The sequence below is a fragment of the Streptomyces sp. NPDC054813 genome (assembly GCF_053611365.1).
In genome coordinates, this window is record NZ_JBSHAF010000010.1 from 262,273 (window position 1) to 276,044 (window position 13,772).

General features: G+C 72.0%; 16 protein-coding genes and 1 pseudogene. 8 read left to right on the plus strand and 9 right to left on the minus strand.

What is annotated here, in order from left to right:
* Positions 1–48 precede the first annotated feature (48 nt).
* From ACWGJB_RS22240 to ACWGJB_RS22250, 3 genes are all read right to left on the minus strand, one after another.
* Positions 49–1,017, minus strand: coding sequence for an aldo/keto reductase (locus ACWGJB_RS22240; RefSeq protein ID WP_453381857.1), 969 nt, complete (start codon positions 1,015–1,017; stop codon positions 49–51).
* Between the two features lie 94 nt (positions 1,018–1,111).
* A complete protein-coding gene (locus ACWGJB_RS22245; protein ID WP_453381858.1) occupies positions 1,112–1,645 on the minus strand; it encodes a flavoprotein in 534 nt (177 codons plus the stop codon).
* 20 nt (positions 1,646–1,665) lie between these two features.
* Complete coding sequence (locus ACWGJB_RS22250) at positions 1,666–2,124, minus strand: nuclear transport factor 2 family protein (protein WP_453381859.1); 459 nt, start codon at positions 2,122–2,124, stop codon at positions 1,666–1,668.
* 94 nt (positions 2,125–2,218) lie between these two features.
* Between ACWGJB_RS22250 and ACWGJB_RS22255 the strand changes: the two genes are divergently transcribed.
* Positions 2,219–2,770, plus strand: a complete 552-nt coding sequence (locus ACWGJB_RS22255; RefSeq protein WP_453381860.1) for a TetR/AcrR family transcriptional regulator — start codon at positions 2,219–2,221, stop codon at positions 2,768–2,770.
* A 111-nt stretch (positions 2,771–2,881) separates the two neighbouring features.
* On the plus strand, positions 2,882–3,190 hold the full coding sequence (locus tag ACWGJB_RS22260; protein WP_453381861.1) for a hypothetical protein: 309 nt from the start codon (positions 2,882–2,884) through the stop codon (positions 3,188–3,190).
* Here ACWGJB_RS22260 and ACWGJB_RS22265 read toward each other — a convergent pair.
* Together ACWGJB_RS22265 and ACWGJB_RS22270 are read right to left on the minus strand one after the other, a co-directional pair.
* On the minus strand, positions 3,171–3,371 hold the full coding sequence (locus tag ACWGJB_RS22265) for a ferredoxin (RefSeq protein ID WP_362579320.1): 201 nt from the start codon (positions 3,369–3,371) through the stop codon (positions 3,171–3,173). The two genes, ACWGJB_RS22260 and ACWGJB_RS22265, sit on opposite strands and share 20 nt — an antisense overlap.
* 12 nt (positions 3,372–3,383) lie before the next feature.
* Entirely contained in the window at positions 3,384–4,625 is a 1,242-nt protein-coding gene (locus ACWGJB_RS22270) for a cytochrome P450 (RefSeq protein ID WP_453381862.1), read from the minus strand.
* Positions 4,626–4,918: 293 nt separating this feature from the next.
* On the opposite strand from ACWGJB_RS22270, the gene ACWGJB_RS22275 reads away from it, so the two are divergent.
* The gene (locus tag ACWGJB_RS22275; protein WP_453381863.1) at positions 4,919–5,551 is read left to right on the plus strand and encodes a LysE family transporter; all 633 of its coding nucleotides are present in this window, start codon (positions 4,919–4,921) and stop codon (positions 5,549–5,551) included.
* A 23-nt stretch (positions 5,552–5,574) separates the two neighbouring features.
* On the opposite strand, the pseudogene ACWGJB_RS22280 reads toward ACWGJB_RS22275, so the two are convergent.
* A pseudogene (locus ACWGJB_RS22280) lies at positions 5,575–5,853 on the minus strand (nuclear transport factor 2 family protein); the annotation flags it as partial.
* A 170-nt stretch (positions 5,854–6,023) separates the two neighbouring features.
* On the opposite strand from ACWGJB_RS22280, the gene ACWGJB_RS22285 reads away from it, so the two are divergent.
* On the plus strand, positions 6,024–6,473 hold the full coding sequence (locus tag ACWGJB_RS22285) for a nitroreductase family deazaflavin-dependent oxidoreductase (protein WP_453381864.1): 450 nt from the start codon (positions 6,024–6,026) through the stop codon (positions 6,471–6,473).
* Between the two features lie 95 nt (positions 6,474–6,568).
* Here ACWGJB_RS22285 and ACWGJB_RS22290 read toward each other — a convergent pair whose 3' ends face one another.
* A complete protein-coding gene (locus ACWGJB_RS22290; RefSeq protein WP_453381865.1) occupies positions 6,569–7,561 on the minus strand; it encodes a cation diffusion facilitator family transporter in 993 nt (330 codons plus the stop codon).
* Between the two features lie 186 nt (positions 7,562–7,747).
* Between ACWGJB_RS22290 and ACWGJB_RS22295 the strand changes: the two genes are divergently transcribed.
* Both ACWGJB_RS22295 and ACWGJB_RS22300 read left to right on the plus strand, forming a co-directional pair.
* Complete coding sequence (locus ACWGJB_RS22295) at positions 7,748–8,764, plus strand: glutathione S-transferase family protein (RefSeq protein ID WP_453381866.1); 1,017 nt, start codon at positions 7,748–7,750, stop codon at positions 8,762–8,764.
* 16 nt (positions 8,765–8,780) lie between these two features.
* Entirely contained in the window at positions 8,781–9,086 is a 306-nt protein-coding gene (locus ACWGJB_RS22300) for a DUF4235 domain-containing protein (RefSeq protein ID WP_360493951.1), read from the plus strand.
* Between the two features lie 6 nt (positions 9,087–9,092).
* Here ACWGJB_RS22300 and ACWGJB_RS22305 read toward each other — a convergent pair whose 3' ends face one another.
* Positions 9,093–9,485, minus strand: a complete 393-nt coding sequence (locus tag ACWGJB_RS22305) for a VOC family protein (RefSeq protein ID WP_453381867.1) — start codon at positions 9,483–9,485, stop codon at positions 9,093–9,095.
* Between the two features lie 80 nt (positions 9,486–9,565).
* Positions 9,566–10,291: a TetR/AcrR family transcriptional regulator gene (locus ACWGJB_RS22310; RefSeq protein WP_453381868.1), complete on the minus strand. Its 726-nt coding sequence runs from the start codon at positions 10,289–10,291 to the stop codon at positions 9,566–9,568.
* A gap of 126 nt (positions 10,292–10,417) precedes the next feature.
* On the opposite strand from ACWGJB_RS22310, the gene ACWGJB_RS22315 reads away from it, so the two are divergent.
* Positions 10,418–11,911 carry an APC family permease gene (locus ACWGJB_RS22315; protein ID WP_453381869.1) on the plus strand — a complete coding sequence of 498 codons (1,494 nt, stop codon included), beginning with the start codon at positions 10,418–10,420 and terminating at the stop codon, positions 11,909–11,911.
* Positions 11,912–11,923: 12 nt separating this feature from the next.
* Positions 11,924–13,558, plus strand: a complete 1,635-nt coding sequence (locus tag ACWGJB_RS22320; protein WP_453381870.1) for an amidohydrolase — start codon at positions 11,924–11,926, stop codon at positions 13,556–13,558.
* Positions 13,559–13,772: the final 214 nt, after the last annotated feature.

Consider the following 13,772-nt stretch of genomic DNA (forward strand, 5'->3'; position numbering starts at 1 on the left):
GCGGCGGAGCCGCACATCGACACAGCCCCGCGCCCCTGACGGGGTCTGTCAGTGGCCGGAGATGGGATGGGGGCCGTACGGCTGCTCCAGCTCTTCGAGTTCCTTGTCGCTGAGTTCCAACTCCACGGCCGCCACCGCGTCCTCGATGTGCTGGGGCTTGGATGCTCCGATGATCGGGGCCGTCACCGTGTTCTGGTGGAGGAGCCAGGACAGGGCCACCTGGGCTCGGGGGACGCCCCGGTCGCCGGCGATGCGGGTGACCGCCTCGACGATCGCGCGGTCGCCGTCCTGGTAGAGGCGGTTGCCGAAGTTGTCGGTGGCGCTGCGCTCGGTGACCGTGCCCCAGTCGCGGGTGAGGCGGCCCCGGGCCAGCGGGCTCCACGGCAGCACGCCCACGCCCTGGTCGGCGCAGAGCGGCAGCATCTCACGCTCCTCCTCGCGGTACAGGAGGTTGTAGTGGTTCTGCATGGAGACGAACTTGGTCCAGCCATTGCGCTCGGCCGTGTACTGGGCCTTGGAGAACTCCCAGGCGTACATCGAACTCGCCCCGATGTAACGCGCCTTGCCCGCCTTGACGACGTCGTGCAGCGCCTCCATCGTCTCCTCGACCGGCGTGTCGTGGTCGAAGCGGTGGATCTGGTAGAGGTCGACGTAGTCGGTGCCGAGCCGGCTGAGGCTGTGGTCGATCTCCGTGAGGATCGCCTTGCGGGACAGACCGCCGCCGTTGGGACCGGGGCGCATCCGGCCGTGCACCTTGGTGGCGAGGACGATCTCATCGCGCTGGGCGAAGTCGCGCAGCGCCTTGCCGACGATCTCCTCGCTGGTGCCGTCCGAGTAGACGTTGGCGGTGTCGAAGAAATTGATCCCCGCCTCCAGCGCCTGCCGGATCAGCGGGCGGGACGCCTCCTCGTCGAGGGTCCACTCGTGGGTGCCGCGGTCGGGCAGGCCGTAGGTCATGCAGCCGAGGCAGATCCGGGACACGTCCAGACCGGCCCGGCCGAGCTTCACGTACTCCATCGTTGTCTCCCGCCGTCGAGATCACGTCGTACAGAGCCGAGCGTACGTCGCTCCGCCGTCCGGTTGCGGGTGACGGCGGCGGTAATCGAGGGCGTCAGCCCTGCTCCAGCAGGTCAAGCGCCCGTTCCCAGGCGAACTCGGGGCGCCGGCCGTCCACTTCGGTCCCCCCGGTGTGCGGGTCGCCGAAGCGGACGCCCAGCCCGCGCAGCCGGGTCAGGCTCTCCTGGTAGGCGGGGTGGGCGGCCAGCGCGTCCGCGACGCAGGGCAGGACGGCGATCGGCACGCCCAGGCCGAGGGCCTCGCAGAGGGTGCCGACGGCGAGGGTGTCGGCGAGCCCGGCGGCCCACTTGTTGACGGTGTTGAAGGTGGCGGGGGCGACGGCCACCGCGTCCGGCGCCGGGAAGGGGCGCGGGTCGGAGGGCCGCCGCCAGGCCGACCGGACGGGACGGCCGGTGCGTGCCTCGGCCTCGGCGGTGTCGAAGAAGCCGTTCATGGCGACCGGGGTGGCGATGACCCCGACCTCCCAGCCGCGTTCCTGGGCCGCCGTGATCAGCTTGCCGACTCCTGCGGCGATGCCGGCCCCGCAGACGACGAGGTAGAGGAAGGGCTTCGAGGGCGCATCGGTCATCCGGGAACCCTATGCGGGTGCTACCGGAGCGGGAACGACAGGCCCCGCTCGGACTCCGGGCGCGGACCGTGGAGCCGGCGTTCGTGCTCCTCGATCCGAACGTCGTTGATGCTGGCCTCGCGCCGGGTCATCAGCCCGTGCTGGTCGAACTCCCACAGTTCGTTGCCGTACGACCGCCACCACTGGCCGGCCGCGTCGTGGCACTCGTACTGGAAGCGGACCGCGATGTGGTCGCCGTCGAAGGCCCACAGGTCCTTGCGGAGCGCGTAGTCGAGTTCCCGGTCCCACTTGGCGGTGAGGAACTCCACGATCTCGGCGCGGCCGGTGACGAAGGTGTCCCGGTTGCGCCAGACCGAGTCCTCGGAGTAGGCGAGCGCCACGCGCTGCGGGTCGCGGGTGTTCCAGGCGTCCTCGGCGGCCTGGACCTTCCGGGCGGCTGTCTCGCGGGTGAAGGGCGGCAGGGGCGGACGGTCGGCCATGGTCTCCTCCTCAAGTGGAGAACGTGCGTTCTCCGGGTCGCTGCTAACGTAGGAGAACGCACGTTCTCACGTCAAGGAGCCATCGGGAGTGGTCATGGACAGCGCGGTCGCGCGGGAGCAGGCCCTGGACGCCGCCGAGCGGCTGTTCTACGGACGGGGGGTGCAGTCCGTCGGCATGGACGACATACGCGGCGCCTCCGGGGTCTCCCTCAAACGGCTCTACCAGCTCTTCCCCGCCAAGGAACAGCTCGTGGTGGCCTATCTGGAGCGCCGGGACGTGCGCTGGCGGCAGCGGCTCGCCGCGCATGTCGAGCGGCAGCCGGACCCCCGGGAGCGGCCGCTCGCCGTCTTCGACTGGCTGGCGGGGTGGTTCGGCGAGGAGGACTTCCGGGGGTGCGCGTGGATCAACGCGTACGGCGAGCTGGGTGCCACCTCCGAGCGGGTGGTGGCCCAGGTACGGAGCCACAAGCAGGCGTTCCGGGACTACCTCGCGGGCCTGGTGGCGGACGCCGGGCTGGACGCCGTGCTCACCGGGCCGCTGTTCCTGCTGGCCGAGGGGGCGATGGTGACCGCGGGCATCACCGGGAGCACGGAGCCCGCGGCCGAGGCGCGCGAGGCGGCCCGGGCACTGCTGCGCGACCGGTGAGATCGGGCCGCGGCATGCGCCGAGAGCGCGGCCCGGTCCTGTGCGAGCGAGGCGGCGGCCGCCGCGCGGGGCGGTGACCTGGGCGCGCTGCTCGACCTGCCGGCGCCGGACGTGGTCCGGCGCGCCGGCCCCGCGGCCCTGCCGCCCGGAGTGGCGGCGGAGCTGCGGGGCGCCCGGGCGAGCGCCGAGGGCACGGTGCTGCTGTGCCGGCGCGCCCGGTACGCCGTACCGGCGCTGGTGGACGGCCGGACCGCCCTCGTGGTCGGCCCGCGCGGACGGTTCCTGTACGTCCTGTGGATCACAGTGGAGGCCGACCGGGTGGCGGCGTACGAGGTGATCGCCGACCCGGCGCGGCTGCGCGGGCTGGAACCGGCGGTGCTGGAGGCACCGCCGGTCGTCGCTAGCCCGTCGGTTCCTTGACGGTGATGGCGTGCACCGGGCAGGCCCGGGCCGCCTCCCGGACCAGCGGGTCGCCGCCGCCGTCCTCCTTGCCGGGGAGCAGGGTGCTGAAGCCGTCGTCGTCCTGGGTGAATACGTTCGGGGCCGTCATGGCGCACTGGCCGGCTCCGATGCATACGTCCGTATCGATCTCGATGTGCATGGCAGGAGCCTCTTACCAGGTCACGGGGAGTTCCAGCATCCCCTGGATCGTGTCGCCGGGTTTGAAGGGAATCTCCTCCGGCGGCGCGGCCAGCCGCAGGCCCGGAAGCCGCTCCCACAGAGTGCGCAGGGCGATCTCCAGCTCGGTGCGGGCCAGGTTCTGGCCCAGGCACTGGTGGATGCCGAAGCCGAAGGCCACGTGGTGGCGGGTCGGGCGGTGCCAGTCGATGGCGTCGGGGTCGTCGTACACGGACTCGTCGCGGTTGATGACCGAGGTGGCGAAGAGCACGCCGTCGCCCCTGCGGATGGTGGTGCCGGCCACCTCGATGTCCTCCAGGGCGACGCGCAGCAGCCCGTCGGCGATGGACAGCATCCGCATCAGTTCCTCGACGGCGGCGGGCACCAGCGCGGGGTCGGCGCGCAGTTCGGCCAGCCGCTCGGGCTGCTGGAGCAGGGTGAAGGTACCGAGCGAGATCATGTTGGCCGTGGTCTCGTGCCCGGCGACCAGCAGGATGAGGGCCAGCGCGACGACCTCCTCCCGGTCCAGGGCACCCTCGCGCAGCCGCTCGTGGACGAGGTCGTCGAGGATGCCCTCGCCGGGCGCCTCGTCCCGGCTCTTGCGGTCGGCCAGGTCGCCGAGATAGGCCTCCAGCTGGTCGCGCGCGTCCAGGGAGTCCGCGGGCGCCGGACCGCGCAGCAACCGCCGGGACTGCGCCTCGAAGAACTCGTGGTCGGCGTACGGCACTCCGAGCAGGTCGCAGATGACCATGGACGGCACGGGCAGGGCGAAGGCGCTGACCAGGTCGGCCGGCGGTCCCTGGGCGATCATCCGGTCGAGCAGTTCGTCGACGATCCGCTGGATGGCCGGCCGCATCCCGGTCGCTCGTTTGAGGGTGAAGTCCGGGATCAGCATCCGGCGCTGGGTCTGGTGCTCGGGGTCGTCGAGGCCGAGCAGAGCGACCTTGCGGCGCTCCCGGGCCGCCGCGAACCGGGCGTTCGGCATTGGGAAGTCGTCCCGTCGGCGGTCGCTGGAGAGCCGGGGGTCGGAGAGCAGCGCCCGGGCCGTGCCGTGGCCGGTGACCGCCCAGGCGGTGCGGCCGTCGTAGAGAGTGACGCGGGACAGCGGGGTGCCGTCGCGCAGCGGGTCGTAGCCGGTGGGCGGGTGGTAGGGGCACGTGCGGTCCTGCGGCCAGGCCACGGGGTCGGCCGGGTGGGCCGGAACAGTGGGTTCCGTCAGGTCCGTCAGTTCGTTCATGGAAGACCTCGCAGACGAATGTCGTACGTCGTGCCGATCTTCATTAGATGCCCGGGGCATCTATGGGACGACCGCAAGTTCGGCCAGATCGGTGAATCGGGTGATCTGGCCGAACCCCACGTGGTCGGGGGGCGATTCCGCGCCGAAATTGGCTTGCCGGGGAGACGAGGCGGACCACAGGATCTGCGCATGAACACTCCTGACGCCGTGGTGCCGCTGACCTTCGCGACCGTCGGTCGGGGGCGGGTCCAGCAGCAGCCGAGGCGCCCCTGGAGGCCCGAGCCCGCACGCCCGTGACGGCCGCGCTCGTCGCCGGCCTGCTCGCCGGGTACGGGATCGCCGTCCCGGTCGGCGCGGTCGGCACATATCTAGTGTCCCTCACGGCCCGCACGTCACTGCGGACCGGCGCCTGCGCCGCGCTCGGCGTCGCGAGCGCGGACGGCCTCTACGCTCTGCTCGCCGCGGTCGGCGGCGCCGCGCTGGCGACCGCGCTGCTGCCGGTGCTCGGGCCGCTGCGCCTGGTCTCGGCCCTCGTGCTGGTGGCGCTCGCGGTACGCGGTGCGGCGGTGGCGCTGCGCCAGTACCGGGAGCGACGTCTTTCGACCCGGGCCGAGCGGCCGGTACCCGGTCCTGGACGGGCGTATCTCGGCCTGCTCGGGATCACGCTGCTCAACCCCACGACGGTGATCTACTTCGCGGCTCTGGTGGTCGGCACGCGTTCCGCCGAGCCGGTCCGGCCGCTGGAGCAGGGCGTCTTCGTCCTGGCGGCCTTCGTAGCCTCCGCGAGCTGGCAGCTGCTGCTGGCGGGCGGCGGCGCGCTGCTCGGCCGGGGCCTGACCGGCCACCGGGGACGCCTGGTCACAGCGCTGCTGTCGAGCTGCGTGATGCTGGGGCTGGCGGCCCGGATGGTCCTGTCGCCGGGCTGAGCCCCCGCCCGCGGTCCGGGCGCGAAGGCACGGGCCACGGCGAGGCTGTGCTCGTGGACGTGGCGCCGTACGACCGGACCGTCCCGGACGGTGAGGTGCGGGGCGAACCTGGCGTGATACGAGCGTCCCGTGGGATTCGCGGTCTGCCGGATCTCGCCGAGCACCACCGCGTCGTCCCCGTCGACCAGCACCCGTTCGATCCGGGTGTCCGCCCGCTCGGGTACGTGGTGCGCGGCGAGGTCCCGGTAGCACGCGGCGGCTCCGGCACGCCCGGTGCGGTGCGTGATCCACGGGGTGACGACCTGTCTCGGGTGTCGGCCGGACGGGGTGTGTGCACGCCTGTGCCCGCGGCGTGGGGTACGTGCGATTACCCGTGAGGCAAGGAGGGCCCGGTGTCGTGAGGATGATCCGGGGCGCTGCCGGTGTTGAATCGTGGCGTCAGTCTTGGAAGCGATGAGGGGACGGACCTCACATGCCTCTTGAGGGCGAGTACGAGCCCAGCCCGGCAGCCTGGGTGCGCGAGCAGGTCGAGCTGTACGAGAGCTCCGGCGGGACGAAGGGCACCACCCTGATGGACACCGGGATGCCCGTCATCCTGCTGACCACCCTGGGGGTGAAGAGCGGGAAGATCCGCAAGACGCCGCTGATGCGGGTGGAGCACGACGGGAAGTACGCCGTGGTCGCCTCGCAGGGCGGTGCGCCCAAGCATCCGGTCTGGTACTTCAACATCACGTCGCAGCCGCATGTCGAGCTCCAGGACGGGCCGGTCAAGCAGGACATGACCGCCCGTGAGATCACCGGCGCGGAGAAGGCCGAGTGGTGGGAGCGGGCGGTCGCCGCCTACCCGCCGTACGCCGACTACCAGAAGAAGACCAGCCGGGAGATCCCGGTGTTCCTGCTGGAGCCGCAGCAGGGGAACTGACGGTTCCGGGAATCCTTTCCGGCCGGGGAACGTCGGAATTTAGAAAAATCTGTTTCTCGGAGGCATGAACCGGCATCGGGCCGGGCAGCCGAATGTCAGGCCCCGCCGCGTTCCCCCGTCGCGGCGGGGCTTTCTCCTGCCTCCCACGCCGAGCGGTCGGTCACGTCCAGGAAGATCTGGTCGGTCTCGCCGAACTCCCGGTCCAGGGACCGCTTGATGCGCACCAGGACCTCCTCGACCTCTTCGCTGTCCAGGCCGGGCACCAGGTCGATCCGGGCCGCGACCAGGGTCGAGTCGAGGCCCAGCTTCATCGTGAACAGCGCTTCCACGCTGTCGATCTCGGGCTCCTGCGCCAGCCGCTCCCGGATCGTGCGGCTCAGCTCCGGGTCCGCGGCCTCCCCGATCAGCTGGGCGCGGGCGTCGGCGCCCAGCCGGTAGGCCACGAACACCAGCAGGACGCCGATGGCCAGGGAGGCGGAGGCCTCCCACGCCACCTGTCCGGTGACCATGTGCAGCACCATGCCGGCCATCGCGAGCAGCACCCCGACCACCGCGGTGCCGTCCTCGGCGACGACCGTGCGCAGCGCCGGGTCCCGCAGCCCCCGGTCCTCCCGGCGGGCCTGGTGCAGCGCCCGGACCAGCGAGGCACCCTCCGCGAGCAGGGCGACACCGAGCACGATCAGGCCCGCCACATAGCCGCTGAGCTTCTCGTCCGCGCCGTTGCGCAGCGCCTCGACGCCCTGGAAGACGGAGAAGCAGCCGCCCATGACGAAGATTCCGACGGCCGCGAGCAGCGACCAGAAGAAACGCTCCTTGCCGTAGCCGAAGGGGTGCCGTTCGTCGGGCGGGCGGCGGCTGCGGCGCAGGGCGGCCAGCAGGAACACCTCGTTGAGGCTGTCGGCGACGGAGTGCGCCGCCTCGGACAGCAGCGCGGGCGAGCCGGCGACGACTCCGCCGACTGCCTTGGCCGCGGCGATCACCAGGTTGGCGGCGAGTGCCACGAACACGGTCAGCCGTGTCCTGCGGTCGGCGTTCGACCGCTCCGTATGCCCTTTCGACTGCGCCTCCGGCTGCTCGTCCGGCTTCACTTGCGGCTTCGCTTCCGATTGCCCTTCCGGCTGTTCTCGCAGCTGTTCTTTCGGCTGTTCTTGCGACGAAGTCCCACTCACGACGGCCGACTGCCCCGGCACGGGCTGATCACACCGTACGGGAGGAGCGAATCGGGCAACATCGGGGAACACAGTCCATCGGGCGCGTATCGGCAAGGAGGCAGCATGAGCGGTGACAGCGGCAACACCTCGCTCGGGCACAAGGCGTTCACACGGTCCCCCAGTCACTTCGCGGACCGGATCACGGCGGACGGGCGGGACGGCTGGCCGGTGGCGGCCGGGCGTTACCGTCTGGTGGCCAGCCGTGCCTGTCCATGGGCGAGCCGGGCGCTGGTGTCACGGCGGCTGCTCGGCCTGGAGGACGCCCTGTCACTGGCCGTCACCGACCCGATCCAGGACGACCGCAGCTGGCGCTTCACCCTCGATCTCGACGACCGTGACCCGGTGCTCGGCATACGGTTCCTCAGCGAGGCCTACGACCGCCGGGAGACCGGTTACCCGGGCGGGGTGAGCGTGCCCGCGATCGTGGACGTGCCGAGCGGGCGGCTGGTCACCAACGACTACCAGCAGCTGACCCTCGACCTGGCCACCGAGTGGACGGCACTGCACCGGGACGGGGCGCCGGATCTGTATCCCGTCGAGCGCCGGGACGAGATCGACACGGTGATGGCCGAGGTCTACCAGGACGTCAACAACGGTGTCTACCGGGCCGGGTTCGCGCACAAGCAGAAGGTGTACGAGGAAGCGTGCGCGGCGGTGTTCCGGCGGCTCGGCCTGCTCGCCGAGCGGCTGGCCGGGCAGCGCTACCTGGTGGGGAACACGATCACGGAGGCCGACATCCGGCTGTTCACCACGCTGGTGCGGTTCGACGCCGTCTACCACGGACACTTCAAGTGCAACCGCTGGAAGGTGACGGAGAACCCGGTGCTGTGGGCGTACGTCAGGGACCTCTACCAGACGCCGGGATTCGGTGACACCGTCGACTTCGACCACGTCAAGCGGCACTACTACCAGGTGCACACCGGGATCAACCCCACCCGTATCGTTCCCCTCGGCCCGGATCTCGCCGGGTGGCTGACGCCCCATCACCGGGAGCAGCTGGGGGGCCGGCCCTTCGGGGACGGGACACCGCCCGGCCCGGTGCCGGCGGCCGAGCAGGTCCCGGTCGCGGGGCGACCCTGACAACGCGGAGGCAGGCATGGCCAAGCGCAGGAAGAAACAGAAGCTCCCTCTCGTCTACGCGCCGCTCGGCTTCCTGCTGAGCTGGGCCGGCGGGGCGCTGGGCGCGCTGGTCTTCCGCCGGACCTGGATGGCGCTGCGCGGCGAGGAGGACGCGCCGGACGCCCTGGACCGGGACCGCGGCTGGGGCGAGGTGCTCCTGGCCGCGGCGCTCCAGGGCGCCGTCTTCGCGGTGGTGCGCAGTGCCGTGGACCGCACCGGCGCCACCGCCATAGAGCGCTCCACCGGGGCATGGCCGGCGACCCGCAAGGGCGGCCGGGACTGAGCGGTCTCAGCCCAGCTTGGGTGCCACGGGCGGCACCAGGCGCAGGGTGAAGGAGTGTCCGGCCGGGTCCGCGTACCCACGTTCCTCGAAGGGCCCGGCCGCATCCCGTGCCTCGATCGGCCGGCCGCCGAGCCCGACCACCCGGCGCTCGGTCTCGTCCAGGTCCTCGACGAGGAAGACGAGGTGGGCCTGGAGCGAGTTCTCGGGACGCGGCCAGCTGGGCGGGGTGGCGTTGACGTCACGCCTGAAGGCGATCCGGCCGCCGTCGGGGGCGCGCACCTCGACGAGGTCGGCAGACACCTCGCCCTCCTCGCCCTCCAGCAACTGCCGGTAGAAATAGGCGAGTTTCTCGGGTTCGGCGCAGTCGAGCATCACGACGGCCGCGGTCACCAGTGCCATGCTTCCTCCCTGGGAAAGTCCTTCCCGTCCGTCTGTCCCCCATCACCGGATTCAGTCGGCCCGGCTGCTTCCGGGCACTGTCATGGCCGTGCCTCCCCGGCGGCACGGATCTGGGTGAGGCGGGCCTCGGCCGCCGTCAGCAGCAGGTCCAGGGCGGCCGGGTAGGAACTGCCCCGCATCGAGGCCACCAGTTGGCGGGCGGTGGCCGCGATGTTCGGGTGGGTGGCGGCGGGCAGCCGGGCGTAGGTCGCCTGCCACACGTCCGCCTCGGCCTCGCGGGCGGGCCTGGGCAGGGCGGTGTTGGCGGAGTCGAGGGCGCTGTAGGCAAGGGCCTGGTCGACGAAGGCGTGATAGACGCGGACCGCCTCAGCGTCCGGGAAACCGGCGCTCCGCAGCACCCCGAGGATGGTCTCGACGGCCTGGATCTCGTACGTCCGCCCGGTCACCCGGTGGGCGCTGAGCACCGCCGCCCGGGGATGGGCGAGGGCGCCGGCGTGCATGCGCAGGCCCAGGTCGCGCAGGTCGGCGCGCCAGTCGCCGGTGGGCCGCCAGACCCGCAGGGTGCGGCCGATCAGCTCGTCGGCGACGGCCAGCATCAGGTCGTCGGTGTGCCGGAAGTAGCGGTAGAGGGAGGTGGGGTCGGCGCCCAGGGCGCGGCCGAGGCGGCGCACCGACAGGGCCTCGGCGCCGTGCTCCTCGATCAGCCGCAGCGCGGTCTCGACGATCAGCTCCTCGGAGAGGACCACGCCCTGTTTGGTGGGGCGCCTGCGCCGCCGGTCGGCGGCCGGGACGACTCGTTCGCTCATGGGACCTCCCTTCCTGGTGGCGCACCTTATGACAACACCGTTGACCTGTGAAGTGCACGGGCAGTTTCATGTGCGGTCACCGGGGCCGACCAGGTCCGGCCCCCAGGTGCGAGCGGAGTGCTGGCCATGACCGACAAGCCCAACAGAGTCGACCCCCCTGAGTTGCGCAGGTCCCTCGGCGTCCTCGACGGCGTCGCGGTCGCCGCGTCCAGTACGGCCGCGACCACCAGCATCGGCATCGGTCTGGGGGTGACGGCCGGGGTGGTCGGGCTGCATCTGCCGGCCATCATGCTGCTGGCCTTCCTGCCGGTGCTCGGTATCGCGGGCGCCTACTCCCGGCTGAACCGGGTGGAGCCGAACGCCGGCAACGGCTACGTGTGGGTGGGCCGTTCGCTCAATCCGTGGCTCGGCTTCCTGGTCGGCTGGGTGAACATCGTGGCGACGGTGGCCTTTCTCGCGTACACCACGGCGGTCACCGGGTCGGCGATGCTGCAACTGGCGGGCGAGGCCGGGGTGCACCGCGTCGGCGGGCTCGCCCTGGACCCGGGTTCGACGGCGCAGACCACGGCCGTCGGCATCGTCGTCCTGGTCGCCGTCACCCTCACCGCGGTGACCGGCATCCGCACCGCCGCCCGGCTCCAGACCGGTCTGCTGGTCTTCGAGTACGTGGTACTGCTCGGGTTCTGCGGCTACGGCATCGTCACCGGCCCGCACCCCTTCAGCCTGGGCTGGTTCGACCCGTTCGCGATCCCCTCGGCGACGGCGCTGGCGCAGGGCCTGCTGCTTTCGGTGTTCTGCTACTGGGGTTTCGAGGCCGCGTTCAGTGTCAACGAGGAGGTCCGCGACCCGCGGGACGCCTCCCGGGCCGGGCTGATCACGCTGGTGACCATGCTGGGGCTGTTCCTGCTCGGCTCGGTGGCCTTCCAACGCGTGCTGTCGGAGCCGGAGTTGGCCGGGCACGGGGCCGAGGGGCTGGCGTTCTTCGGCGACCGGCTCGCCTCCCAGCCGTGGGCCGCGCTGCCGCTGGTGGCGCTCATGTTCTCGGCGATGGCCTCGCTCCAGGCCGGGGTGATCCCGACGGCGCGGGGCATGTTCGCGATGAGCCGGGACCGTACCCTCGGGCCGGTGTGGGCCAGGGTCAGTCCCCGGTACGGCACTCCGGCGGCCGGGACACTGCTGATCGGGGCGCTGGCCACGGCGGTCGCCGCGCTCGCCCTGGTGATCCCGAGGCTGGCCGACATGATCATGGCGACGGTGAACGCGGTCGGTATCGTCGTCGCCCTGTCCTATGCGCTCACCGCGCTGGCCGCCGCCGTGCGCTTCCGGGCGCTGCTGCGCGAGGACTGGCGGCAGGGTGTCCGGGCGGTGGTGCTCCCGGCGCTGAGCGCCTGCGCCCTGCTGGGGCTGGGCGGCTACCTCGGCTGGTCCTTCTACACCTCGACCGACCACTTCGAGGTCAGCGCGGACAACGGCTGGTTCCTGCTGACCACCCCGCTGGTGATGATCGCCTCCGGGTTCGTCGCGGCCGGATGGGCGAAGTACGTGCGCCGCTCGCCGTACTTCCGCACCGGCGAGGGCACGGACGCCGACGCACCCCAGCTGCTCACGACCCCCAACTAAGGAACAGGAACGATGCACGCAGATCTGCTCTTCACCGGTGGCCCCGTCCTCACCCCCGAGGGCCCGACGGCCACCGCCGTCGCGGTCACAGGTGAGCGCATCACCGCCGTCGGCTCCGCCGAGGAGCTGCGGGAGCTGGCCGGGCCGCGCACCGAGGTGGTCGATCTCGCCGGGCGGCTGCTGCTGCCCGGTTTCCAGGACGCGCACGTCCATCCGGTGCCGGCCGGGCTCGAGTTGAGCCAGTGCGACCTGACGGGAGTGCGGACCGCCGCGGAGTCCGTGGCCGCCGTACGCGCCTATGCCGAGGCGCATCCGGAGCGGGAGTGGATCCTGGGCGGCGGCTGGTCCATGGAGGCGTTCGAGGGCGGTACGCCGACCCGCGAGCTGCTGGACTCCGCCGTACCGGACCGGCCGGTGTATCTGCCGAACCGGGACCATCACGGGGCCTGGGTCAACAGCCGGGCCCTGGAGCTGGCCGGGATCGACCGCGACACGCCCGACCCGGCCGACGGGCGGATCGAGCGGGACGCGTCCGGCGCGCCGAGCGGCACGCTCCAGGAGGGGGCGATGCGGCTGGTCGGCCGGCTCGCACCGCCCGCCACCCCGGCGGACCGGCTCGCGGCCCTGCTGCACGCCCAGCGGTATCTGCACGCGCTGGGCATCACGGCCTGGCAGGACGCGCTGGTCGGGGACTTCCTCGGCATGGACGACCCGTCGCAGGCGTACCTGGCGGCGGCCCAGGACGGTTCGCTGACCGCGCGGGTGGTGGGCGCGCTGTGGTGGGACCGGGAACGCGGCGCCGAGCAGATCCCGGAACTCGTCGAGAGGCGGGCCGCGTTGAGCCACGGCCGGTTCCGGGCGGGCACCGTGAAGCTGATGCTGGACGGGGTCGCCGAGAACGGCACGGCCGCACTCCTCGACCCGTACCTCGACAAGTGCGGCTGCGCCACGGCCAACAGGGGCAAAAGCTTTATCGACCCGGCACAACTGCCCGGGTACGTGGCGGAGTTGGACGCGCTCGGCTTCCAGTGCCACTTCCATGCGCTGGGCGACCGGGCCGTACGGGACGCGCTGGACGCCGTCGAGGCGGCGCGGGCCGCCAACGGCCCCAGCGACACGCGGCCCCACCTGGCGCATCTCCAGGTCGTGCACCCCGCCGACGTACCGCGTTTCGCCCGGCTCGGCGCCACCGCCAACATCCAGGCGCTGTGGGCCGCGCACGAGCCACAGATGGACGAGCTGACGATCCCCTTCCTCGGGTCCGAACGGGCCGGGTGGCAGTACCCGTTCGGGGCGCTGCTGCGCTCCGGGGCGCGGCTCGCGGCCGGCAGCGACTGGCCGGTGAGCAGCCCCGACCCGGTCCAGGGCATCCATGTCGCGGTGAACCGGGTCGAACCGGGCGGCGACGCGCCGGTGTTCCTGCCCGGGGAGCGGCTCGGGCTCCGGGACGCGATCACGGCGTACACGGCCGGATCCGCGTACGTGAACCACCTCGACGACACCGGCCGGGTGACGGTCGGGGCGCTCGCGGACCTGGTGGTCCTGGACCGCGATCCGTTCGCCGGGGACCCCGGGCGCATCGCGGACACACGCGTCGTGCACACATACGTGGGGGGCGCGCGAGTGTACTCAGCTCAGGAGGCATGAGCAGTAACACACGTCACGGTCAGGTCACGCGTAGATCATTTACGCTCTGGGCAGCCTCGTAGCGCCTCACGGCTCAACTTTCGAGCCACGAAGGCCAGTTCGAGTGCAGGGGGGGGGGGCAGGCCCCCCCCGCGGCGGGGGGGGGGGGGGCGGCGCACTCTCCCCCCCACCGAAACACAAACACACACACTCAACCAAACTCCCGCGCCCACAC

Excerpts from the sequence above, each read along its gene's own strand:
- ACWGJB_RS22240 (WP_453381857.1), bottom strand. The coding sequence starts at position 1,017 with ATGGAGTACGTGAAGCTCGGCCGGGCCGGTCTGGACGTGTCCCGGATC.
- ACWGJB_RS22300 (WP_360493951.1), top strand. The coding sequence starts at position 8,781 with ATGGCCAAGCGCAGGAAGAAACAGAAGCTCCCTCTCGTCTACGCGCCG.
- ACWGJB_RS22295 (WP_453381866.1), top strand. The coding sequence starts at position 7,748 with ATGAGCGGTGACAGCGGCAACACCTCGCTCGGGCACAAGGCGTTCACA.
- ACWGJB_RS22250 (WP_453381859.1), bottom strand. The coding sequence starts at position 2,124 with ATGGCCGACCGTCCGCCCCTGCCGCCCTTCACCCGCGAGACAGCCGCC.
- ACWGJB_RS22270 (WP_453381862.1), bottom strand. The coding sequence starts at position 4,625 with ATGAACGAACTGACGGACCTGACGGAACCCACTGTTCCGGCCCACCCG.
- ACWGJB_RS22285 (WP_453381864.1), top strand. The coding sequence starts at position 6,024 with ATGCCTCTTGAGGGCGAGTACGAGCCCAGCCCGGCAGCCTGGGTGCGC.
- ACWGJB_RS22310 (WP_453381868.1), bottom strand. The coding sequence starts at position 10,291 with ATGAGCGAACGAGTCGTCCCGGCCGCCGACCGGCGGCGCAGGCGCCCC.
- ACWGJB_RS22315 (WP_453381869.1), top strand. The coding sequence starts at position 10,418 with ATGACCGACAAGCCCAACAGAGTCGACCCCCCTGAGTTGCGCAGGTCC.
- ACWGJB_RS22245 (WP_453381858.1), bottom strand. The coding sequence starts at position 1,645 with ATGACCGATGCGCCCTCGAAGCCCTTCCTCTACCTCGTCGTCTGCGGG.
- ACWGJB_RS22305 (WP_453381867.1), bottom strand. The coding sequence starts at position 9,485 with ATGGCACTGGTGACCGCGGCCGTCGTGATGCTCGACTGCGCCGAACCC.
- ACWGJB_RS22320 (WP_453381870.1), top strand. The coding sequence starts at position 11,924 with ATGCACGCAGATCTGCTCTTCACCGGTGGCCCCGTCCTCACCCCCGAG.
- ACWGJB_RS22265 (WP_362579320.1), bottom strand. The coding sequence starts at position 3,371 with ATGCACATCGAGATCGATACGGACGTATGCATCGGAGCCGGCCAGTGC.
- ACWGJB_RS22255 (WP_453381860.1), top strand. The coding sequence starts at position 2,219 with ATGGACAGCGCGGTCGCGCGGGAGCAGGCCCTGGACGCCGCCGAGCGG.